The following is a 19,120-nucleotide window of genomic DNA, read 5'->3' on the forward strand; positions in this document are numbered from 1 at the left end:
ATGCTCCATGCCGCGCTTGGCGGCAGAAGGTGGTGATGGGTTATTCGTCTTCATCCAGATCGAGGTCGTCATCGTCGTCATGACTGACGCTGATCGGTAATTTGCCAAGGCGTTCGAGCGCGAGCACGAGGCCGATCCGCAACCCCTTGGCCATGTCCTTTGTCAGAACGATCTCGACGGGGTCCTCGATGCCGAGTTGGAGCGTCACGCCTTCCTTTGCGTTGTCGCTGATGATCTGGACCTGGTCGGCCTGCCGCTTATGCCAAGCCAGTAACGACTGGATCATTTCGCCGACGTCTTGCGGGGCGTTGACCGATCCTTCAAGGGCGCTGGTGACCAGCTTTTTCAGTTCCGCTTTTTCTTCTTCGGCGCGTTCGAGTTGATCGTCTGCCGCGAACGGCCCGCCGACCATCGACCAGCTGCTGGCGAACACTTGCGCTTGTTCCATGATGGCTTTGATATTTTTCTCAGACATACGAATTCCTCGCCCGCCGTACACCGGCAGGCTGTTGAGTGGTTGGGGTTATTGCTGGATCAGTTCGGCGGGGACTTTCACCGCGGCGCCGCGATTGGCGAAGACCACGGCGCGGAACACGGCGATGGTTCTGGTTTCGCCGGGCTGCCGGTTGAGCGGGTCGTTCGTCATATCGGCCAACCAAGGGTGCCGGTGGCCAACATCGACCCAAACGCCGTACTTCGTGATCAGTTGCTCGGCGTCGGGCAGGGCGAAGAGATCCAGCTGGCCTGCCGCGGGCAGCTGCTCACCCTCGATCGCGTTGATCGCCCAGTCCAGCGCCGGGCCGGTCAGTTCCTCGGTGCGGACGCTGACCGTGCGTTTCATCGTGCCCGCGCCTTGGCGCGCTCTGACAGTTCGCAATTGGAAGCCAGCTTCAGCAGGTTCCGCGTTGTCGGCCTGAAACGGCCGGTGTCGGGGTAGCCTTCGAGGTTATGCCCGTCAGGGTAAGCCTCAAAAGGTCCATGCCAGGCCCAGTTGTTACGCCAGTCAGCCCACACCGTATAGGCTTCCAGGCCGTCGCCCCAATAATCAGTGCCGCCTCCAACACTGAGGCAGTGCCTGACACTCGAACGCTGCTCATACGCCAGTTCAGAATGCTCGCCATCACGCCAAGCCTTTCGGTACAGGGATGGATGCAATTCAACCAGTCGCTTGCTCAGTTTCTTTTCGATGCGCGCTTTCATCACCGCGGCCCCTTGTAGCAGTACACGTAGGCGAACCAGGCGAGGGCGATCATGGCGTCACCCGTTTGAACTCGACGACCCAGACCCACGGGTTCGCGTCCCAGTCGCCGCCGGTGGAGTTCCACAACTCCTTCCAAGCCGCCGGGTACCAGTCTCGGTAATTCGGCGAAACGTCATCGATTGCCAGTTCCTGCGGACACTCCAGGCCTTCCGCCCGGATATCGGCGCGGCTGATGTCCTGCAAGCGCTCGACGCGGACGTCGGTGATCTCCAGCAGGATGCGGCAGGCCCAGCGCGGCATGTGGATGCTTGGCTTCCACGTCGGCTGCTCCTGCTCATAGGGCGCCAGTCCATCAGCGGCGTACACCAGTTCGCCGTCTTCTCGAGACTGATCAAGGTCGTGCATGTCGGCGGGCTGTAGGTACGGGCCTTTCTGGATTTCGAAGTGATCGCAGTACCAGGTCTCGCGCACCCAAAGCCGTGCGCCGATCTGGCCGAACGGGCAAAGCTCATTGGCGGAAAGCGCGACGAACTCCGGCACGAACTCTTCCAGCCATTTCAGGGCTGACCCTTTGACCGGCCGCCGCGTCACCGTCTTCCGGCCATCCAGGATGGCGCGCACCATCGGCGCCGAGAACAGGATCGGCCGTTCCTTGATAGCGGTCATGGGTTCACCTTTTCGAAGTAGAAGACCACCGGCGCGCCAGTCTCAGCGATCAGGCCGTACGACTTGGCGAGCCGGTAGATTGGGTGGTAGTTGTTGAGGCTGTTGACGTGTCCGGCGATCCACTCGCGCCAAGCTTCCAGAGGCATGGCGTGCTTGCTCAGATTGCAGGGGATGCAGGCCGGCATCATGTTGGCGAGGTTGTGGTTTTCTGGGCTGAGCGCTGGAACCAGCTTCGCCTCCTTGCCCCAGTTGCGGCGGACCGCTTCGAGGTGATCAGCGTGCCACTTCTCACCCAGCACCACACCGCAGTAGGCGCAGTGCCCGCCGTACTTCAGGCGCACTTGCTCGCGCTCAGATTTCTTCAGGCGCATAGGTATCCTTGCCGCTATAGCGGCTGGCTTTGAAGGGGGGGAGATTTTCGGACGTAGACCCCGTCCGAAAAATTGGTCAAGCTCTGTATCTTGCTAGGGCAATGGAGGGTTCGCGGTGAAAAAAATGCAAATTCCAACAAGCATGAAGTTGGCAAGCGTTTGGGCTGTGTGGACGTTTTTAGCGGTTGGCTCCATCGGGTGGGCGCTTTTTGTGGTTTTGAATGCGTCTGGTGCAATTAAAGACGCGGCAGCATGGGTTCAGGCATTTGGAGCGATTTTTGCGATAATCATGGCTGTATGGATTGCCTCAAGTCAGTCCAGGCAATTACAAATTCAGCAACATCGAAAGGATGTAGTGCTGTTGAAGTCCCTCCAAGTCCTATCCTCAAGAGCTTCTAGAGTGTGTGAAGGGTTGATTAACTATGATCATGCCAATGAACTATCAACTAAAAATTTAATTAAAGGGTTGAGTAAAAGTTTTGATGATATAAATATTCTACAGCTTCCGGATCATAGGTTGATTGATTTTGTGTGTGGCATCAGAGACTGTTTTCGCGATATTCAAGAGGGGCTGGTCGATGAGATTGATGATCGAAAAAAAATCGAATATGCGAATAGCCGAAGGTTAACAGTTATATTGGCAACGATTATGGTGGCCAATGATGGAATAATAAAAGCGTTCAATGAAATTAATAATAGTGTATCGGAATCCCACCCTGAGCATGTACCGCTGATGAAGCCGAAAGCTACATCCTCTACTGAGAGCTCTATATCTCCGCACGGATGAGTTCAAAGAATAGTAACCACTATCCTGCAATCTCCATCGATACCAGATCATGGGCATTCACAACCCGCATGCCGAGGTGTTCGGCGATCATCACTTCAAGCTTGGCGCCCTGCGACAAATCCCAGCCCGGCAGCAGTGCAATCATTCCGCACAGGCCGAGCCTCGTCAGGTCATAGGCCATGTAATCGGCCCAGACCGCTCCCTCGACGGTGCCGTGGTCAGCCGGGTTCTCGACTTCGTAGCCCGCAGCACGAAGCCGATCGGCCATAGCGTTGAAGGCGGGGTAGTTGAAGTCCTTGATGCCCGTCATCGGCCCGGCCAGGTACAAGCGGCTGGCGCGGTCGGCGGCGAGCGTTACGCAACCTTTGGCCAGTTGCGTGCCGCGATCCAGGCCCATCGCATAGGCCGAGTCCTGAAACACAATCAGCTCTTCTGAGAATCGGTCGATCTTGTCGACGTAGCGTTGGTGCAAGCGCTCGATCGCGGGCTGATCATCTGGATGGTTGCGGTTTTCTGTGGGCATGGGGATACCTCGCCAATACTCGGCTAAATTGTTTTGTAAATCGAAGGAGGGGACAGCGATGGCTTACTCAGACATGACTAAGTACTTCATTTGGTGCGGAGTGTTGCAGTTTGTAGTTATCTGGAATGCGGTCGAACATAAGGCTTGGGACATCGTTTTGCTTGGTCTGCTGCCCGTGATTGTGGGTGCATTTTTCATTCGGGAAGCTCGGCGCCGCGACGACCCCAAATGAGTTCAAGCGGATAATTCAGCGGGCCATGTCGGTTTTCTGTGGGCATGGGGCGCCCTATGCCGGGGCAGGCCCGGGCGGTGGAGTGATTGGCTGAGTGGGGTGCTCCCTACTGACTGATGGCAATTTGATTTTGCAATGAGTAGGATGGGGAATACTTTTTCAGGGCTGTGCGATGGAAACCTTTACCTTGAACGTGGCAGATATTCGATACGATGGCAAAGGAATATCAGTAGAGCGGAACTCGACATTATCTGTAGGCACGAAAGATGCGCCGCTGACAGTGTTTGTTGATTCTGATACTGACTGGGCGGCAGTTGTTCCGGCCGCTGCAGGTGTAGTGGTCGCGCTGCTTGTTGCGTGGCTTACTGTCGGAGTTCAGCGAACTCAAATTCAGGGAAATATCAGCAACTTTCGCCATAATTGGATGACCGAGTTGAGACAGGCTGCTTCCGAGTTGATTGTCACGCTGCGGTTGATAGCTAATGGCTGTTGTAACAAAGATGAATTCAAGAAAACGGATATGTACTGGAATTACAGCAAGGCTGCAATGGAGATGCACTCCAAGGTAGCGCTTCTACTTAGTCGCGATGATTCCTTTTCTAATGCATTAAGGGATGAGGGAGGGGTACTAGTAAAAAGGGTGCTGCGGATCCAACGTCGAGATCCTGAATTCAAACTGCTGCTCGATGAAATTGATGCTTATCAGAACGCCCTCAGAGCAGAGCTTGAGGAGGCATGGAAAGATGCGAAAAATGACCTTGGGTTTAATAGAAAGTTTCTCCTGTTCAGATTGTTCGGCTCAGATAAAAAGGAATTTGTGAGAACTCCGTTTAAACGGTCCGATGCGATAGATTGGGAAGCGCATCGTTGATGGTGGCCTTCAGACTCTGGGATTAGTTGTTTGGCGTGATTCGTATAAGTGAGGTATTTGTGTTCGGCCCGGCATGGAGCCGGATCAAGCGGCTACCGCATCTTCGAATTTGATGAGCAGGCTGCGCGTATCGTTGGTGCAGCCGTCTTCTTTGATGCAGTAGGTGGCCGGGCTGTGCTCATAGATTCGCGTGATAACGCCTTGCTTGACCCTGGTGCCAATAGGCAGTGGCGGCTGGGGGTTAAACTCTTCGGCCCACGCCTTAACCGCCAGCTCCTCGGCCCGGTCTACGAGATAGTCGATCTCGTCCAGCGCTTCCATATCATCCCGCGTGGTGTCCCAGGACGCATACTTATCGAGTTCCTTTGCCAGCTCAAAACCGTCCATGTGGCGACGGTAGTGCTGGGCGATGGTTTCGGCGTCGCCGCTGATCTTTTCAGCAACAACAGTGCAAGCCGCGAGGATCATCGCTTTGTCAGCCCTCGGGCGCGGAGGAATGTTGTTCATGGATTGTCTCCAGTCAGGCGTCGCCCTCCGTGACCGGTGGTGGCGAGATATGTGTTTGTGGGCTATTGATTGAAGGCCCGGCATGACGCCGGATAATGGAGGCTGGTATGAGCTACAAAACGAGAGTCGTCTTCACGATCAAAGAAACCGACGCGGGACGTCCATATTTGATGATGGAATTTCACGATGACATTCCGGGCCTGCCAGTCGATCCTCCGGTTTTTGACCTGGTTGACGGAGCCACCATGGAGGAGGCTGAAGTAGTGGCCAAGTTCCTAAACGCTAAAATCGAGTTCTACCGTCCGTTTCCGATGGCTCCCAAGGACGAGTAGTTCAGGCTTCGACACCGGTGGCGGCAAACGCTTCAAGCTGCCGCGACCACTTTTCCTTCACGACGATTTTAGGTCGCGACATTTTCACGAAACGCTCTGACTCTTCCGCAGGCGCTGCGGCGAGATTGATCATGAGCGTCGACACTGTCTCCTGCCACTCCTCGAAACCGTGGCGCTCGCCCAGCACTTGAAGCGCGTCATCAAGCGCCTTCGAAACAATCAGCGATCGCTTCTCGGCGCCGATCCGATCGAGCAGCGCCTTTTCCTTGGCTCGCTTGTCCTTCTGCAATTGCGCATTGCTCTTGGCCATGGCCTACCTCTTCAATTCCGCTGGCCGGCAAGTCCAGCCAGGTCTGTCGTTTGCGTTGCTGGGTGCGAGCTATGCGGCGCATGAAGTACAGCCGCGCCGCGCCTTCGGATAATCGATGCCGTGATTGGCGAGAATCCGCTCGAGTGTTTTGTTGGCGATGCCGAGGCGTCCACACACCTGCCGGCGAGTGATGCCCAGCTCAAGGAATGCACGGATCCGCTCGGCGAACTTCGCGTCGCGGGCTTCCAGATGTTCCTCCCGGTCTTTGCCGGTCAGGCGGCCGCGAGCTGCACTCTTGAACGTCAGGTTGTGGGCCTGGGCGATGTTGTAGAGCGTGCGGCGGCTGATGCCGAGCGCTTCAACAATCTCAGCCTGCGTGTGCGTCGGCGCCATTTCCCGAATCCGTTCGAGCTGCTGCATGCGCTCCTGATGGCGAATGTCTTGAGCTGACAGCGGTTGAGGCGGGGCAGGCGCCCGACGCCGAACGAATGGCTTCGGCGCCGGCGGCATCTGGTTGCTGTAGCTGATCGGCTTGGGCTTGTAGCCGATGGGCTCGGCTTCTTCGATCTTGCCGCCGGCGGCCAGGAACTCTTCGACCTGCGTCGCCAGCTCGTTGGATTTTGGCCGAAGGGATTCGACCAGGCTGAGGTGGTTGCTGATCATGCTGGCCTCACTTGATCCGGATCGAGCTGTCGCCGCGCTCCAAATGCGCGTAGGCAGGTTCTTCGAGCAGTTCGTGTTCTGCGTCTTCGCCGGCGGCCATGCGCTTGCGCACAGCTTCGTTGTGCTCGCGAATTTCCTTGAGCTTGGCGGCGATCGCGTTCTTGTCCGGGGCAATGCTGGTTTTCACTGATGTGAGCTCGTCGGGCACCGCGTCCTCGTTGTCGACGATGACCTTCTCCTTGCCCAGGGCCAAGGTGATGGTGAACAGCGGGCGTTTGATCGACTTGAGGTTGGCGGCTTCCATGTTCCGACGCAGGTAATCGCTGATCTGCGCAACGCTGTTGGACTTGATGCGCTTGAGCTCGGTCAGCCGCTCAATCTCGGTGTCGATGGCGGTCACGTCGCTTTCAATGTTGCGGCGCAGCATGACGATGTTGTCGGCCTTCACCTCGAACTCGCCTTGTATTTCGTCCATCGCGTGCTGCAGGGCCTCTTTCAGGCCCTCGTCGTCGGTGTCAGCCATCCCTTGAAGTTCGGCGAGCTTGCCGGTCAGTGCGTAGAGCTGGGTCATGCTGCATTCTCCTTGCCGGGCTCAATGGCCGCTTTGCGCTCTTCAAAGGCGCGAGTGATTCGGGCGATGAAAGTCGGCTCGTTGCGGCGGGTCGCCTCGCGGATGTATTTGACGTTCAGCATTTTCAGTTCGTGGGCGGTCACGGCCTTGCTCATCGTTTCCACCGCAGAATTCAGCCAGTCCAGTCGCTCCTGCTTCTGACGAAGGATTTCGGCGTCCTTGTCTACTGCCTGCTCGATCGCTTGTTCTTCCTTGAGCTGCTCGACGTAGGTGTGGTCATCGAACATCCCGAGGAACACGTCGGCACTGAAGCCGAGCATCGACAGAGATTTCTTGATGGCGTCGGTCAGCGACTTCTTCGGCGCTTCCCCGTCTGTGGTGGTGCCGTACTTCGATTTGTAGAGGTAGCGCGTGCAGCCGTACTGCTCGATCTCGCCGCGCTTCCCGTCCAGTTCGAACCAGAAACGAATCTTGATGGTGTGGTTCAGCTCGCGACCGAGCACCAGGCGTTTGTCGCCTTCGCCGCTGACCATTTCGGAACCCTCATCGAAGCGTTCTTCAACGATCGACCAACCGAAGCCAATGCCGACCGGGCCGAAAACCTCAGTCGCTTTCATGATCATCGCCGTGCCGTTGAGGCTGGTGATTTTCTGCCCGCCAACCTCGGCGGCTTTGGTGTAACGGGTATCGGTCGTGCTGACCTTGTCCCAGATCTGCATGTTCGTAGACACGGGGAATCCTTGCCGCGACGTGCGCAGCGCTTGAAGTTGAAAGTTAGGAGGTGATGCGATCGGCGAGAGCGCTGAGCAGCATCAGGAAGGTGAAAAAGCCGATGGCGGAGAACGATCCGCGCCAGATCAGCGTACGGCGGGCCATCTGCCGGCTGGTCATCGGAACACGTTGTAGGTGGTGGAGCGCGGCACCTGGCAAGTGCCCGAGCCGTCTTTCACGATGCCGTAGGCGCCTGCACCGGCTACGAGAATCACAACCAGAATCCAGTAGACAAGGTTCATGGCCGAGCCCTCACAGCGATGCGGCCTTGTTTGATGGCTGCCACCAGTGGAGGAGGGAGCGCCGAAACAGGAAGCTCGCGAGGGATGCCAGCGCCGACAACTGCGAGGCTGCGTGCAATCTCCTCCAGTTGCTCATCGAGAAGCGTTTTGACCGGTGCAGTAGTCATGCCGAAACTCCTTTCAGATGCGTGTTGCGTTCGACGAACTTGGCGTCCAGCGCATCCCGATAACGATTGGCAGTGCAGGTGTCGATGATCTCGGCGAATTCCGCCATTTCGATCATGCCCATGACGAAGGTGCGATCAGGTACTGGTGTGCACGACTTGCGCATCTTCGCGATTTCAAGGCCCAGCCGGGCCAGTGCTACCTGATTGCTCATAGTTCGCCGTCCTCGGCCTGGGCGATCAGCGCGTCATCGACAAGGGGTCGAAGTAGGCCCTCTGCGATTTCGCCAAGCTTTCCCAGTGGGTGGTCGCTGGGTCCGAGCAGTTCGGCGGAGGCGACCTTGTCAGCGTGACCGCGCTCGGCGGCGATCAGCAGGTAGCCCAGCGAAGCCGTGGAGACCTCGCAGCCCGCAAGCCGTCCGTTTGCATGCTCATCAACTGCCAGAGCGAACTGGGCCAGCGTGACGCCCTGAGCCGGCCGCATGCGGCGCTGGAACGAGACGTCGCAGCCGAACCGCGTCAACTGCTCGGCCGCGTTGTACAGCCACTCAGCCCGAGCCACTTCCTGCGCGCTATCGCTCACCATCGGGGGCAACTGCGCGTCGTGCATAGCCTGACAAATCTTCAGTGCTGCGTTCATGGTTGCCTCCAGATCGGCGTTATTCGGTGGAGATCGGTTTGAACAACTCGATTTCATCGATGGGGTATGCGCCATTCTCCTCGCCGTAAAACCAGCGTTTGCTGGTGCCTTCCATTTCTATTTCTTGGCAGGCCTGAGGGGATCCATCGAGGATCATCAGATAGCGAGCGCCGATTTCACGCTCTGGCAGTTCGCCAATCGGAATCCAATTACTCATGCTGCCTCCGGCCAGTGGCGCTCAATGCTTTCTTTGGCGTACGGCGAGAGGCGCGCATAGCCGTTTACCGATCCGCACCCCGGCATGGTTCCTTCAAGCTCGACGCAGGCGCGGATGTCGCAGGGGCGCGAGCAAACCCAGCCGCCGTAATGGCAGCGGTGGACTTCACCTTTCGGCTCGGGGTGATATGCGAGGCCGCCTTTCCACGATGGCGAGCCGCGCAGCTTCAGCCCGCAAGCTCGGCAAACTGCTTGTGTATCGGTGCAGTTGTGCATGACGACCTCCAGTGTTTGGGTTAGGCGATTACGATCGACGCCAGATACGCCCGGCAATCCCGGACGCGATCGGTAGCTGTTTGAAGTTCGGCGCCGAGCGCCTTCAAGGCGCCCAAGTGGATCATCTCCCGGCCCCGGATCAGCGTTCCTTGGTAGGAGCGGCTATCGCAGGTCGATACCTCCACTGTCACGCCGTTGACGCTTACCGAGTAGCCAGACTGACCGGCATGGCCTCGAACAGTGGCGAGTCGCTCAGCTGCGATCTGGTGGGATTTCTCGGCGATCTCCAGAGCCTTAACAGCCGCTGTGATCGCCTCCGTGTATTTGCTCATCGCCTTCTCCATTCGCTGGTTGATCCAACAAAACTCGCAATGCACTCATCCGCTCCGCTGGTTGCCGTTGGGCGCGGAGGGGAGTGCATTCGGGATTTGCCGGGGAAGGGTACGCCTGTTTTTGCAGGGTCAGGCTCCCTGTGTCCTCGCTTTCCACAGTCGAGGGAAAACCATATGATTCGACTTCCACAGTCGAGATAAGGAACATCGTTATGGCGGAATATTTGGTGCGTGTTGAACTGTTCAACGCGAATGCAGATGATTACAACGAGCTACACGAGAAGATGAAAAATAAAGGGCTGGTCAGGCAGATCAAGTCTGACGGCGGCGTTTTCTACGAAATGCCTTCTGGAACTTATTTTGGTAGCAGCGAACTCAGCGCCCTTGATCTACAGGTGTGGGTGAGCGGCATGGCTGATCCGCACTCAAGCCCTAAAAGAGCTGCTGTTTTCGTTGGTCAGCTTTCGGATTGGTCAGCCTTTCTTGATAGGAGCTGAGGTGATCCGCCGCAGAACTCCTAGCTGACAGCAGGAGTTCTGCCTATGTCTTGCTTAAATAACTCTTGACGCGTGAAGTCTAGACTAGGCGCATAGTGTCATCAGGCGCTTAACGACAGGCTGTCGTGGCGCTGGTTGTTCAGCCGCTGATTGGGTGCCTCAGCGAATGGTCAAGGGCGTCGGATTTCGCTTTGTCACTGTCGAGAAAACGAATCGCCCAAGGCATCAAGGTCTGGATCGTGCCGTCAGCCATTTCGACGATTGCTACGCTGAAGTTTCCGGGCCCACTCTCGAACTCTTCGTATTCAACTCCCCAGCCGTGAAACTTGCCCTCGGCCGCATCTTCGATTCCTGTCCGGCGCCCGCAATTGTCATGGAGCGCCTTCATCGTCATTACTGGTCGCATCTTCTCGCCTCCGGTTGTTTTCCCAATGCACCCGTCACCAGGTGCATCAGTGAAAAATTCCGTGTTGCTGTCCGCCCCATGCTCGGCGCCGCGGTTTCCCCACCTGGCCGGCGTCACACATTTCGTGTTCGGTGTTATTCGCCGGCTGGCTTGCATGGTTTGGCGTCCTCCCATATGAGGAGTCCGGCAGGTTCCAGAGCCTGCATGGAGATCGAAGTTTGTGTTTCGCGCTATGCCCGTTTCCGGGGATCGATCCGCGAAGATTTCTGACTGTTAAAGAGCGGCGGGTCTGTTGAGGCCCTTCGCAGTGGCTGTGTGTCGCTGCGATGGATCTAATATCAACCAAAAGTTGATTGCATGTCAACAACCAAAAGTTGATATTTAAATCGTAGGCGAAAAAAAACCCGCTACGGGCGGGCTTTGATTTTTGGTGGACGTATATTCAGGCTATGCGTCAGCCAGTATTCTCTGGGCGAAGGGTAGGGCTACCTGCCGAAGGTCGCCGTTTCCATATACGACCTCAAAGTCGATCTCGGCCTTCTTGGCTGCGTACTCTAGCTCCGATGTGTACGAGTCCAACTGATCCTCCTGACCTGGATTTAAGTCCTTTTTAGGAACCCAGATTCCAAGCAGTAAGTCGTCGTGATCATGGCCGATGTTGATGTCGCGCAACCTCAATAACTGGTTGATTTTTCTTTGGGCGGTCGCGCACTGATAGCTTGAGTTTTTTTGCGATGGATCGATGGTGCTGAAATTTATTGCAAGGTTGGTTCCTACATAGCTGATAACGGCTCTGCCCTTCGAACCATACAGATTGAGGGGGCAGTTGAATCGCTTAGAGTAACCTTCACGGCTTGCCTCAACTAGCTTCCGTATCTCCGCCTGAAATCTGTTTAGCGACCTCTCTGATGAATCCTCTTGTGAAGAGTCATTGGTCTTTGCACTGAAAAGAGACGTATGTGTCTTGGCCGAGCCAATGATCGCTTCAATGCTAACGTTACGAGTGCCAGTGATTCGGCCCGGGAAGACGCCACTGAATGCTGGCTGCCATCCTTCCAACTCGCCGCCGAGAGATAGCCATGCCTGCAGATCAGTAGAGACGCTGTCGGCGATGGCATATAAATGATCACCGAATTTTCCAAAAACAGTTTTGAGTGAGTCGACGTCAAGCGTATTCACGACTCTCGGCACATCTCCTGGAATGCCAGTTGTTATCGCAACGGCCACAGTTATCCTCTCGCCGGAGTGAGTGATAGGCTCGACGTAGACTGGCATCCAGCTCGCAGGAATGAGCGGCTTTCTGGTTCTCTCGCTTATGTACGAGGCTGCGGCTGTAAATGCAGTTGCTCTATCTGTAGACGTTTGCATAGCAGTGGCACCGTGTGCTGAATTCGCTCCTTGAGAAACGCCGCAATTTGCGAGCGATCTGTCCCTTTGTCAATGCGAGAATAGTGCCCCTCTTTATCTAGCTCGTCGAGCGAGAGTTCAGCGCATGCGACAACCATTTTTTGGGCTTCCTTGAGTACGGCGCGACGCCGAGCCTCATCCCAGGAATGGCTATTTGTGTCTGCGAGACTGTTCGTAACATATTGGTCAGGCACCAGGTCCCAGAGATCCCAATACTCGCCAGTCAACGCTCGACCGTGATCAATCATCCAAACACCTTTCTTTTCTGGCGAATAGATGAGATTGCCCAAATTCCTGTCCGTATTTGCGATCAGCTCGTCAAAAACAACAGTTGAGTTCATATCGAACAGCCTGGAAATGGCCAGGTTGGTCATAGCAGGTTCTGACGTAAAGGCCCGTTCAAGGCTATAGCCTCTGTCGCTCACCTGCTTGCTCGCAAAGCACAGCATGTAACCACGCTTAGCAAAAGCCGATTCGAACTGATCTGGAATTTCGTCGGTGTTGACGAGGACCAGGTAAGGTCTCGGGATATTCAAATCTAGTGCTCTGCCCACCTGAGAGGCGGCAAGCTCTGCGATGATTTTTCGAGGGTCGACCGTAAGCTTCACATATGCAGTGATGGTCCGGTCATGATCGTCCAGCACTTGGGCTTTATAAGTCTCACTATCCCGGCCTTCAGCTTCCCGGCCTAAGAAAGTAATAACTTCAGCTTCAGGGACGGGCTGAATTGAGTTCTGGGGCGTCTTCAAAGCGCTTGGCAATCCTTTCCAGTAACACGAGATCGTCCTCGGTGAGGCGACCGTCTAGGGCTGCTCGCTCAATGCTGTCGAGCGCCTTCTTTGATCTTGGCGTAACTTTCCCCTTGAGGGCGAACAAGCTCTGCAGGACCTGCAGGTCATCAGCAGAAATGGAATCGGCGCTTGGTTCACCCTGCCTCATTGGCTCTATTCCGTACTCCAGCCACTCGGCGCGGACCTTAAGCCAGGCCGCTACAGGTCGTAGCTTTTCAGACTCTGGCATAGCCTCAGAGTTGAGCCACTTACCAATTGCGGTAGTGGTTGCCTTTAAGCCGGCACTGGCAAGCGCTGACTGGATATCAACAGCGCGCCCTCTTTCTCTTACGCGCGCTTCGTCACACGCCTTATGAAGGCGTTTTGAGAATTCTTTCCTGACGTTTTCTTTGGCAACCATAGGTTGATGCTCGCACACGCTTGCATCAACAGTCAGTTGATCTGTAATATCAACCGCAAGTTGATGTCGGAGTCTACCCAATGAACGCAATCTCCATCGCAATTGAATCGGCAGGCGGCCCGATTGCCGCCGCAATAGCTTGCAGCATCAGCCGTCAGTCAATTGATAAGTGGCTAGCAAAAGGCTCTCTGCCGCGTACCGAATACACCGGCGAGACGAGCTATGCAGTGAGTATTGCAGCGCTAGCAAGCGCAAACGGTAAGCCATTCGAGCCTGCGTGGCTGCTTGCCGAAGCGCACCCCAAGAAGTCCGCCGCCTAACCGCGCCTCGAACTGAGCGAGATCGTCGCCTGTTCAAAGCTCCTCAAGGCATCGCGGTTCTGCAGATTTCGAAACTGACAGCTTTCGATCCAAACGCAGGCCAAAGCCTGAGCTGAGAAGACAAGGGCAGGGTGGAAGCAAGAGCACCTGCAAAACGACAAAGGGCGGCCATCTCGCCTTGCAGTTCTGATGATTCGGTCACGGATACGTCCTTGATCAATCGATAAGCAAATGATCGCGCCGCCGGTGGCGCAAAGCCACGTAACAGTTTTCGAGGTGTGACATGCAGGAGTTGATGAAGGCGATCTACGACGTGGTTGACGACCATGGCACCAAGAAAATCGCCGAAGGCGCGGACTTCAAGTCACGGACGCTTCTTTCCCAAAAGGCAAACCCGGACTACGACACCCACCGCATGAACGTGGAAGAGCTGCACCGGATCATGAAGTTCACTCAGGACTTCCGTCCGCTCCAAGCATGGGCGGAAGCGTTTGGTTTCGACCTGGTTCCAAAGGAAAAGCCGGAAGGCATCAATCTCAACTCCGCTCTTCTGCGGCTGCACGCCGATCTTGCCGACGTTACCCGCCTTGCGTTCGACGCACAGGCTGATGGGCGAGTCTGCTCGGTCGAGAAAACGAGCCTGCTTAAGGAGGCTGAGGAGGTGATCGTCAGCCTGGAAGTGTTCAAGCAATCCGTGAAGGCAGCCTGAATTTCAGACACAAAAAAGCCGACGTACGAGGTCGGCTTTTTCAACAGCAGTAAAACAAGTGGAGCCGATTATGCACACACAGCCACAACAGGACAATACCGGACGTGTCGCGACACACTTTTCGAATTCTGAAAACGTGTCGCGAAGCACGATGTCTTCCCGCGAAATCGCGAATGTCACCGGCAAGCGCCACGACAATGTAAAACGCACCATTGAGGACTTGGCCGCTAGCGGGTTGGTCCATCCTCAATCTGAGGATGAATGGTCCAGGGACAAACTTGGTCGCGCGCGCGCCACCCGTATCTACAACATCTGCGAGCGGGACAGCTACGTAATCGTCGCTCAGCTCTCGCCGGAGTTCACATCGAAGCTTGTGGATCGCTGGCAAGAGCTCGAGCGTGTTGTCGCAGCACAAGCCGCTCTTCCCGCCAACAACTCAAAGATTGTCGGCGAGCTCGCCATTCTGGAGTGCTTCGACCGCCTCCTGAAACCAGCACCGTCAAGCAAGATGATGATGCTGGCAAAGATCGCCGCCAACAATGGACTAGATGCCAAGTTCCTGCCTGGCTACGCCGTCGACGCTGCGCCCGATGCAACTGGCGGCACCTCCATGCCGACCAAGGCCGTTACTGCTCTCATCAAAGACTTCGACCTGCGCTCGTCCGCACCAGCCTTTAACAAACTGCTGGCAGCCCATGGCTTCCTCAAGCAGCTCCAGCGCAAGAACTCAAAACAGGAAATGGTCGACTTCTGGTCGGTGACTGAGAAGGGTCTGGCCTACGGCAAGAACCTCACCAGCCCTCAATGCCCCCGCGAAACACAGCCTCACTGGTACGTGGATCGTTTCCCTGAATTGGCCAAACTGGTCGGGAAGGCCTGATATGCAATTTACCGTCACGATCAATCAGGTAAAGGCGCTGGAGTGGGGGCTGAATTCTCAGCAGGCCCTGCTGTTCGCCTTCGTCTACGGCTGCCCGAGCTGGACCAAGCCAATCAAGACTGACGACGGGATCTTCTTCGCACTGAGCAAGGCCAAGATCATCGAGGAGCTACCGCTGCTCACTGACAAGCCAGACACTGCTTACCGCATGCTGAAGGCTCTGGAAGAAGCCGGTCTGATTGAGCTTTCCAGCACTTCGAACATCACTCTTTTTCGCCTGACCGAGAAGGCGATCGAGTGGAACCAGAAGCTCGACGGGTCGGAAAAATATCCGACCCCACCAAAGAATGAAGGTCGGAAAAAAATCCGATCTACCTCGGAAAAAAATCCGAGCAAGGTCGGAGAAAAACCCGAGCTAGGGTCGGAAAAATCTCCGACAAATCAGGATACCAATCATCAGGGTACCAATCAGGATACCAGTCAGGGCTTGCAAGGCAGTCCGGACAAGCCGGCCCGCAATCTGGTTCTGGTGGTTGATCGAACCGATGCGCCACGGGTTGAGATTCCCGCTGACATGCCGGGCCCGAAAGACCAGTCCTGCAAAACCTTCAAGGTCTGGGCGAACTACGCCATGGCCTACCGCAAGCGCTACACCACTTGGCCAGTGTGGAACGCCAAGGTCGGTGGCCAGCTCGGCCAACTGGTCGACCGTCTCGGCGCCGATGTCGCCCACCACGTCGCTGCCCACTTCCTGAAAACCAGCGATGCCGCCGTCCTGCGCAAGTGCCACAGCCTCAACGAGCTGCTGGCCAACGCCGAGAGCTACCACACCCAGTGGGTGACCGGTCAGCGCATCAATGGGACAACTGCACGCCAGATGGAGCGTACCGAGGCGAACGTCTCCGCCGCCGAACAGGCCGCGCAAATGGTCTTGGCCAAGCGCCAAGCGGGAGAGCGCAATGAGTACCTTTGAAATGAACGATCAACAGGTTGCCGGGCTCGCTGCTGCGATCTGTGCCACCGCCGAGGCCATGGGTCAGGAAATGAACCCAGGTACCGCGGCGATCATGGCCGAAGATCTCTGTGCTTACCCGGTGCAGGTGGTTAAGGCCGCGCTGAAGGCTTGCCGCTTCGAAGTGAAAGGCAAGTTGGCCATGGCTGACATCCTCCAGCGCGTCCAGGTTGCTGATGGTCGCCCGGGCAAGGACGAAGCATGGGCGATCGCCATGACCACGAATGACGAGTTTGAAACCGTGGTGCTGACCAACGAAATCCAGCTCGCACTGGCTGCTGCAAAACCTGTCCTCGATGCCGGCGACAAGGTCGGTGCGCGCATGGCGTTCAACAGTGCTTACGAGCGTCTGGTGGGGCAGGCTCGTGAGGACAACAAACACGTCAATTGGCACGTGTCGGTCGGCTTCGACGCCAACCGTCGCACCCAGGCGATCACCAAGGCCGTGCAAATGCAGCGAATCCCACAGGAGCGCGGGCAGTTGTACTTGGCTGACTTGAGTGTCGCACCGGTTACGGAAGACGGCCGAGCCGTCGTTGCGCTGCTCACCGGCGAGGTTGCACGGCCTTCGCCAAAACTGCGCGAGAAGCTAGCCACGGTGAAGGAATCGATGCTCGCCATGCGCCAAGCATCGGCCGAGGAAAAAACAGAACTGCGAATTCTGGCAGCCAACGAGCTGGCGGATCGCCGGGCGCTGCTCATTCAGCAGGCCGAACAATTGGAAGCAAGGAGCGCTGCTCAATGACCATCGACAAACAAAAACTTCAGAAGCTGCTGTGGAGTGAGGTCGCTTCTTGGAAGGCTGACTGCGGGGAGTGGAAGCAGAACGCTGAAGCGCTCGGCGAATTCCTCGGGGAGAAGACCGTGGAGGAGGTTGCGCTGGAGTTGCTGGCGGAGAACGATCGACTTTCTGCATCGCCGGAGCGCCAGATCATCCGCGCGGCCGTTACCGAAGCGGTGAAGGGGATTGCCGATGCCGCAGCGGCGGATGCCAAGGCTGGAACGCTCAAGGAGATTGAGCAGCTCAAGGCCGAGAACGAGGCGCTGCGCCTTCGTTGCGATCGCCTGGACGAGGACAAGCAGGCCATGACCGAAACCCACGTTCTCTACACCTGGCTGCGCAAGAAGTGCGATCAGCCGAGCAATGATTTTGTGGCTGTGCAAATGAACATTGGCCACGACTGGGTGCCCGTGCATGACCTCGATCGCGACCTGCGATCCATGATCGAGCGGGAGGAGCCATGAACGAGTTCCCAATCCGCAGTCAGCGCGACATAAGTCGCCTGATGGGTGTCCTGCACGCCACTGACTTCACCAAACCCAAAATCGTGGTCATCAAGGACGAGAAACGGCCGGACGTCTGTAACCGGAAGATGTGGGCAATGCTCAAGGACGTATCCGAGCAGGTGATCTGGCATGGCAAGAAACTGACCAGTGAGGACTGGAAGTGCCTCTTCAGTGCCTCGCTGGAGAAGCAGCGCGCCGAGCCTGGCCTCGACGGTGGATTCGTTGTGATGGCCGTATCGACCCGCAAGCAATCGCAGAAGTGGTTCAGCGATCTGTTCGAGCTGATGCATGCCTTCGGCGCCGAGCATGACGTTCGCTGGACTGAGCAGGATAAATGGGGGGGAAGGTATTGATGCGTACTGCCCTCAAGGATGTGAAGCAGAAAATCTGCAAGGCCTGCGGCGAGAAGTTCGCGCCGATGTTCAACACCACGCAGGTGGTGTGCAGTCCGAAATGCGCGCTGGCTCACGCGCCGGCGAACAGCGAGAAAGCCCGTAAGGCCATCGCCCAGATCGGTCGACGTGAGATCAAAGTCCGTAAGGAGAAGTTGAAGAGCAGGGCGGATCACCTGCGCGAGGCCCAGGCCGCCGTGAACGAGTACATCCGACTGCGCGACGCGCACCTGCCGTGCATCAGCTGCGACTCGATGCCGAACGACAACGACCTGATGACCGGCAGCCGCTGGGACGCTGGGCACTACCGATCCGTCGGCGCCTGCCCGGAGCTGCGCTTCGAACCGCTGAACATCCATCGCCAATGCGTGAAGTGCAACCGCAACCTGTCCGGTAACGCGGTCGAGTACCGCATCCGGTTGGTACAGCGCATCGGCGCCGAAACCGTTGCTTGGCTCGAAGGGCCTCATGAGCCCCGCAAGTACACCATCGAAGAAATCAAAACTATCAAGGCCGAATACCGGGCCAAGACCCGAGAACTGAAAAAGGGGCAGGCAGCATGAATTACCACAACGTGATCTCAGCAGTAGTTCGGGCCTTGGCCGCCGAGACGATCAACAGTTCCGGCGGTTGCAACGTCGAACCCCGGGTGCAGGCCAGCAAGCTCAAGGGCGAGATATCCGGGAAGGATGCCGCGCTGTTGGCTGACTGCATCGTGCACAAGCTCCTGCACGCCCAGCTTGCCCCGAGGCACTGGAACGCCTTGGTGGCGAAGTACAGCACCCACCGTGGCCGCAAAATCGATTCCATCGGCCGGCTGGTCGCCGTGGTGAAGACCCCAGCACCGCAGCGCTTCACGCAACAGTCCGTCTTGGTCTGGGCGGTGCCGCAGCAGGTGAAGGGCATTCAGCGAGCAGTAACCCAGATCAAGGCGCCGAAGCACCGGGAGAACAAGGAGAAAGGGCAGTGGGATTGGCGCAACGCGGCAGCGGATGCGGACGTTGCCCGGGCCAACAAGCACGCGCGCGCGGTAGCAGAGGACAAGCCCGGCGAGATGATCGTCCTGGCCGATTCTAACTACAACATGACGAACTGGGATTCTCAGGGCCTTACAGAGCGCACCTACCAGCGCTGGAACAAGGCCATCAAGGATGGCTTGGAGTCGCTTGTGAACGAGGCACTGGTCGAGGCGCAACACATGCTTGAAGCGGTTGGAGTGCTGGAAAGCGAGGCGGCATGAAATAGTCCCTCAAAAGGGCTTGCAATGTCATGTCGCCATGTCGTATTATTCACCCATCCTGTCATTCCTGCGTGTGTCGAGGAGTGACGAAATAGCTTCGGGGG

At 56.8% G+C, this 19,120-nt stretch carries 36 protein-coding genes; 14 read left to right on the plus strand and 22 right to left on the minus strand.

From position 1 onward, the window contains the following. Positions 1-40 precede the first annotated feature (40 nt). The 5 genes from BXA01_RS25795 to BXA01_RS25815 are packed head-to-tail and all read right to left on the minus strand — an operon-like array spanning position 41 to position 2,238. Positions 41-475 carry a hypothetical protein gene (locus tag BXA01_RS25795; RefSeq protein ID WP_076567173.1) on the minus strand — a complete coding sequence of 145 codons (435 nt, stop codon included), beginning with the start codon at positions 473-475 and terminating at the stop codon, positions 41-43. Between the two features lie 48 nt (positions 476-523). Next, positions 524-841, minus strand: a complete 318-nt coding sequence (locus tag BXA01_RS25800; RefSeq protein WP_076567175.1) for a hypothetical protein — start codon at positions 839-841, stop codon at positions 524-526. Beyond that, positions 838-1,200, minus strand: coding sequence for a hypothetical protein (locus BXA01_RS25805; RefSeq protein ID WP_076567177.1), 363 nt, complete (start codon positions 1,198-1,200; stop codon positions 838-840). The genes BXA01_RS25800 and BXA01_RS25805 overlap by 4 nt, the downstream gene beginning before the upstream one ends. 49 nt (positions 1,201-1,249) lie before the next feature. Beyond that, positions 1,250-1,867 carry a hypothetical protein gene (locus BXA01_RS25810; protein WP_076567179.1) on the minus strand — a complete coding sequence of 206 codons (618 nt, stop codon included), beginning with the start codon at positions 1,865-1,867 and terminating at the stop codon, positions 1,250-1,252. Next, positions 1,864-2,238 carry an HNH endonuclease gene (locus BXA01_RS25815; protein WP_076567181.1) on the minus strand — a complete coding sequence of 125 codons (375 nt, stop codon included), beginning with the start codon at positions 2,236-2,238 and terminating at the stop codon, positions 1,864-1,866. The genes BXA01_RS25810 and BXA01_RS25815 overlap by 4 nt, the downstream gene beginning before the upstream one ends. A gap of 115 nt (positions 2,239-2,353) precedes the next feature. Here BXA01_RS25815 and BXA01_RS25820 point away from each other — a divergent pair, with 115 nt between their 5' ends. Further along, positions 2,354-3,025: a hypothetical protein gene (locus tag BXA01_RS25820; protein ID WP_076567183.1), complete on the plus strand. Its 672-nt coding sequence runs from the start codon at positions 2,354-2,356 to the stop codon at positions 3,023-3,025. Between the two features lie 19 nt (positions 3,026-3,044). Here the strand turns inward: BXA01_RS25820 and BXA01_RS25825 are convergent, their stop codons facing one another. Continuing rightward, the gene (locus BXA01_RS25825; protein ID WP_076567184.1) at positions 3,045-3,548 is read right to left on the minus strand and encodes a DUF4406 domain-containing protein; all 504 of its coding nucleotides are present in this window, start codon (positions 3,546-3,548) and stop codon (positions 3,045-3,047) included. 58 nt (positions 3,549-3,606) lie between these two features. Between BXA01_RS25825 and BXA01_RS27030 the strand changes: the two genes are divergently transcribed. Next, positions 3,607-3,780 (plus strand): hypothetical protein, encoded by a 174-nt coding sequence (locus tag BXA01_RS27030; RefSeq protein ID WP_157115978.1) that lies wholly within the window; start codon positions 3,607-3,609, stop codon positions 3,778-3,780. 172 nt (positions 3,781-3,952) lie between these two features. Beyond that, the gene (locus BXA01_RS25830; protein ID WP_076567185.1) at positions 3,953-4,651 is read left to right on the plus strand and encodes a hypothetical protein; all 699 of its coding nucleotides are present in this window, start codon (positions 3,953-3,955) and stop codon (positions 4,649-4,651) included. A gap of 84 nt (positions 4,652-4,735) precedes the next feature. On the opposite strand, the gene BXA01_RS25835 is transcribed toward BXA01_RS25830, so the two are convergent. Further along, on the minus strand, positions 4,736-5,158 hold the full coding sequence (locus tag BXA01_RS25835; protein ID WP_042560013.1) for a hypothetical protein: 423 nt from the start codon (positions 5,156-5,158) through the stop codon (positions 4,736-4,738). Between the two features lie 107 nt (positions 5,159-5,265). On the opposite strand from BXA01_RS25835, the gene BXA01_RS25840 reads away from it, so the two are divergent. Further along, the gene (locus BXA01_RS25840; protein WP_076567188.1) at positions 5,266-5,490 is read left to right on the plus strand and encodes a hypothetical protein; all 225 of its coding nucleotides are present in this window, start codon (positions 5,266-5,268) and stop codon (positions 5,488-5,490) included. Between the two features lies 1 nt (position 5,491). Here BXA01_RS25840 and BXA01_RS25845 read toward each other — a convergent pair whose 3' ends face one another. From BXA01_RS25845 to BXA01_RS25880, 11 genes are all read right to left on the minus strand, one after another. Beyond that, on the minus strand, positions 5,492-5,800 hold the full coding sequence (locus tag BXA01_RS25845) for a hypothetical protein (protein ID WP_076567191.1): 309 nt from the start codon (positions 5,798-5,800) through the stop codon (positions 5,492-5,494). A 69-nt stretch (positions 5,801-5,869) separates the two neighbouring features. Further along, positions 5,870-6,463 carry a hypothetical protein gene (locus BXA01_RS25850; protein WP_076567193.1) on the minus strand — a complete coding sequence of 198 codons (594 nt, stop codon included), beginning with the start codon at positions 6,461-6,463 and terminating at the stop codon, positions 5,870-5,872. Positions 6,464-6,470: 7 nt separating this feature from the next. Continuing rightward, positions 6,471-7,034 carry a siphovirus Gp157 family protein gene (locus BXA01_RS25855; RefSeq protein WP_076567196.1) on the minus strand — a complete coding sequence of 188 codons (564 nt, stop codon included), beginning with the start codon at positions 7,032-7,034 and terminating at the stop codon, positions 6,471-6,473. Beyond that, positions 7,031-7,753, minus strand: a complete 723-nt coding sequence (locus BXA01_RS25860; protein WP_076567199.1) for a hypothetical protein — start codon at positions 7,751-7,753, stop codon at positions 7,031-7,033. The genes BXA01_RS25855 and BXA01_RS25860 overlap by 4 nt, the downstream gene beginning before the upstream one ends. A gap of 168 nt (positions 7,754-7,921) precedes the next feature. Then, entirely contained in the window at positions 7,922-8,047 is a 126-nt protein-coding gene (locus BXA01_RS27450) for a hypothetical protein (RefSeq protein ID WP_269457436.1), read from the minus strand. Beyond that, entirely contained in the window at positions 8,044-8,214 is a 171-nt protein-coding gene (locus tag BXA01_RS27175) for a hypothetical protein (RefSeq protein WP_172834020.1), read from the minus strand. Before BXA01_RS27175 ends, BXA01_RS27450 begins: the two co-directional genes overlap by 4 nt. Continuing rightward, entirely contained in the window at positions 8,211-8,426 is a 216-nt protein-coding gene (locus BXA01_RS25865; protein ID WP_076567202.1) for a hypothetical protein, read from the minus strand. Before BXA01_RS25865 ends, BXA01_RS27175 begins: the two co-directional genes overlap by 4 nt. Next, positions 8,423-8,851: a hypothetical protein gene (locus tag BXA01_RS25870; RefSeq protein WP_076567205.1), complete on the minus strand. Its 429-nt coding sequence runs from the start codon at positions 8,849-8,851 to the stop codon at positions 8,423-8,425. Before BXA01_RS25870 ends, BXA01_RS25865 begins: the two co-directional genes overlap by 4 nt. Before the next feature lie 19 nt (positions 8,852-8,870). Further along, positions 8,871-9,068: a hypothetical protein gene (locus BXA01_RS25875; protein ID WP_076567208.1), complete on the minus strand. Its 198-nt coding sequence runs from the start codon at positions 9,066-9,068 to the stop codon at positions 8,871-8,873. Continuing rightward, positions 9,065-9,343 (minus strand): hypothetical protein, encoded by a 279-nt coding sequence (locus BXA01_RS27035; RefSeq protein WP_157115979.1) that lies wholly within the window; start codon positions 9,341-9,343, stop codon positions 9,065-9,067. Before BXA01_RS27035 ends, BXA01_RS25875 begins: the two co-directional genes overlap by 4 nt. Positions 9,344-9,363: 20 nt before the next feature. Further along, positions 9,364-9,675 (minus strand): hypothetical protein, encoded by a 312-nt coding sequence (locus tag BXA01_RS25880; protein WP_076567211.1) that lies wholly within the window; start codon positions 9,673-9,675, stop codon positions 9,364-9,366. A gap of 212 nt (positions 9,676-9,887) precedes the next feature. Here BXA01_RS25880 and BXA01_RS25885 point away from each other — a divergent pair, with 212 nt between their 5' ends. Then, positions 9,888-10,172, plus strand: coding sequence for a hypothetical protein (locus tag BXA01_RS25885; protein WP_076567213.1), 285 nt, complete (start codon positions 9,888-9,890; stop codon positions 10,170-10,172). 139 nt (positions 10,173-10,311) lie between these two features. On the opposite strand, the gene BXA01_RS27180 is transcribed toward BXA01_RS25885, so the two are convergent. From BXA01_RS27180 to BXA01_RS25905, 4 genes are all read right to left on the minus strand, one after another. Then, positions 10,312-10,734 (minus strand): hypothetical protein, encoded by a 423-nt coding sequence (locus BXA01_RS27180; RefSeq protein WP_172834021.1) that lies wholly within the window; start codon positions 10,732-10,734, stop codon positions 10,312-10,314. Between the two features lie 291 nt (positions 10,735-11,025). Beyond that, positions 11,026-11,946 (minus strand): hypothetical protein, encoded by a 921-nt coding sequence (locus BXA01_RS25895; RefSeq protein ID WP_172834022.1) that lies wholly within the window; start codon positions 11,944-11,946, stop codon positions 11,026-11,028. Further along, the gene (locus BXA01_RS25900; protein WP_076567217.1) at positions 11,892-12,734 is read right to left on the minus strand and encodes a HipA family kinase; all 843 of its coding nucleotides are present in this window, start codon (positions 12,732-12,734) and stop codon (positions 11,892-11,894) included. Before BXA01_RS25900 ends, BXA01_RS25895 begins: the two co-directional genes overlap by 55 nt. After that, positions 12,697-13,176, minus strand: a complete 480-nt coding sequence (locus BXA01_RS25905; protein WP_157115980.1) for a hypothetical protein — start codon at positions 13,174-13,176, stop codon at positions 12,697-12,699. The genes BXA01_RS25900 and BXA01_RS25905 overlap by 38 nt, the downstream gene beginning before the upstream one ends. Before the next feature lie 80 nt (positions 13,177-13,256). Between BXA01_RS25905 and BXA01_RS25910 the strand changes: the two genes are divergently transcribed. From BXA01_RS25910 to BXA01_RS25950, 9 genes are all read left to right on the plus strand, one after another. Beyond that, the gene (locus BXA01_RS25910) at positions 13,257-13,496 is read left to right on the plus strand and encodes a hypothetical protein (protein WP_076567222.1); all 240 of its coding nucleotides are present in this window, start codon (positions 13,257-13,259) and stop codon (positions 13,494-13,496) included. Positions 13,497-13,779: 283 nt separating this feature from the next. Beyond that, the gene (locus tag BXA01_RS25915; RefSeq protein ID WP_076567225.1) at positions 13,780-14,205 is read left to right on the plus strand and encodes a phage regulatory CII family protein; all 426 of its coding nucleotides are present in this window, start codon (positions 13,780-13,782) and stop codon (positions 14,203-14,205) included. A 70-nt stretch (positions 14,206-14,275) separates the two neighbouring features. Beyond that, positions 14,276-15,085, plus strand: coding sequence for a Rha family transcriptional regulator (locus tag BXA01_RS25920; protein ID WP_076567227.1), 810 nt, complete (start codon positions 14,276-14,278; stop codon positions 15,083-15,085). 1 nt (position 15,086) lies between these two features. Then, positions 15,087-16,058 (plus strand): phage replication protein, encoded by a 972-nt coding sequence (locus BXA01_RS25925; protein WP_076567229.1) that lies wholly within the window; start codon positions 15,087-15,089, stop codon positions 16,056-16,058. Next, positions 16,045-16,842 (plus strand): hypothetical protein, encoded by a 798-nt coding sequence (locus tag BXA01_RS25930; protein ID WP_076567231.1) that lies wholly within the window; start codon positions 16,045-16,047, stop codon positions 16,840-16,842. The genes BXA01_RS25925 and BXA01_RS25930 overlap by 14 nt, the downstream gene beginning before the upstream one ends. Continuing rightward, the gene (locus BXA01_RS25935; RefSeq protein WP_076567233.1) at positions 16,839-17,342 is read left to right on the plus strand and encodes a hypothetical protein; all 504 of its coding nucleotides are present in this window, start codon (positions 16,839-16,841) and stop codon (positions 17,340-17,342) included. The genes BXA01_RS25930 and BXA01_RS25935 overlap by 4 nt, the downstream gene beginning before the upstream one ends. Further along, positions 17,339-17,737: a recombination protein NinB gene (locus BXA01_RS25940; protein ID WP_076567235.1), complete on the plus strand. Its 399-nt coding sequence runs from the start codon at positions 17,339-17,341 to the stop codon at positions 17,735-17,737. The genes BXA01_RS25935 and BXA01_RS25940 overlap by 4 nt, the downstream gene beginning before the upstream one ends. Then, complete coding sequence (locus BXA01_RS25945; RefSeq protein WP_076567237.1) at positions 17,737-18,339, plus strand: recombination protein NinG; 603 nt, start codon at positions 17,737-17,739, stop codon at positions 18,337-18,339. The genes BXA01_RS25940 and BXA01_RS25945 overlap by 1 nt, the downstream gene beginning before the upstream one ends. Continuing rightward, positions 18,336-19,016: a hypothetical protein gene (locus BXA01_RS25950; RefSeq protein WP_076567239.1), complete on the plus strand. Its 681-nt coding sequence runs from the start codon at positions 18,336-18,338 to the stop codon at positions 19,014-19,016. The genes BXA01_RS25945 and BXA01_RS25950 overlap by 4 nt, the downstream gene beginning before the upstream one ends. The last annotated feature ends 104 nt before the right edge of the window (positions 19,017-19,120 follow it).

Source organism: Pseudomonas sp. B10, from assembly GCF_900156235.1.
GTDB classification, from domain to species: domain Bacteria; phylum Pseudomonadota; class Gammaproteobacteria; order Pseudomonadales; family Pseudomonadaceae; genus Aquipseudomonas; species Aquipseudomonas siliginis.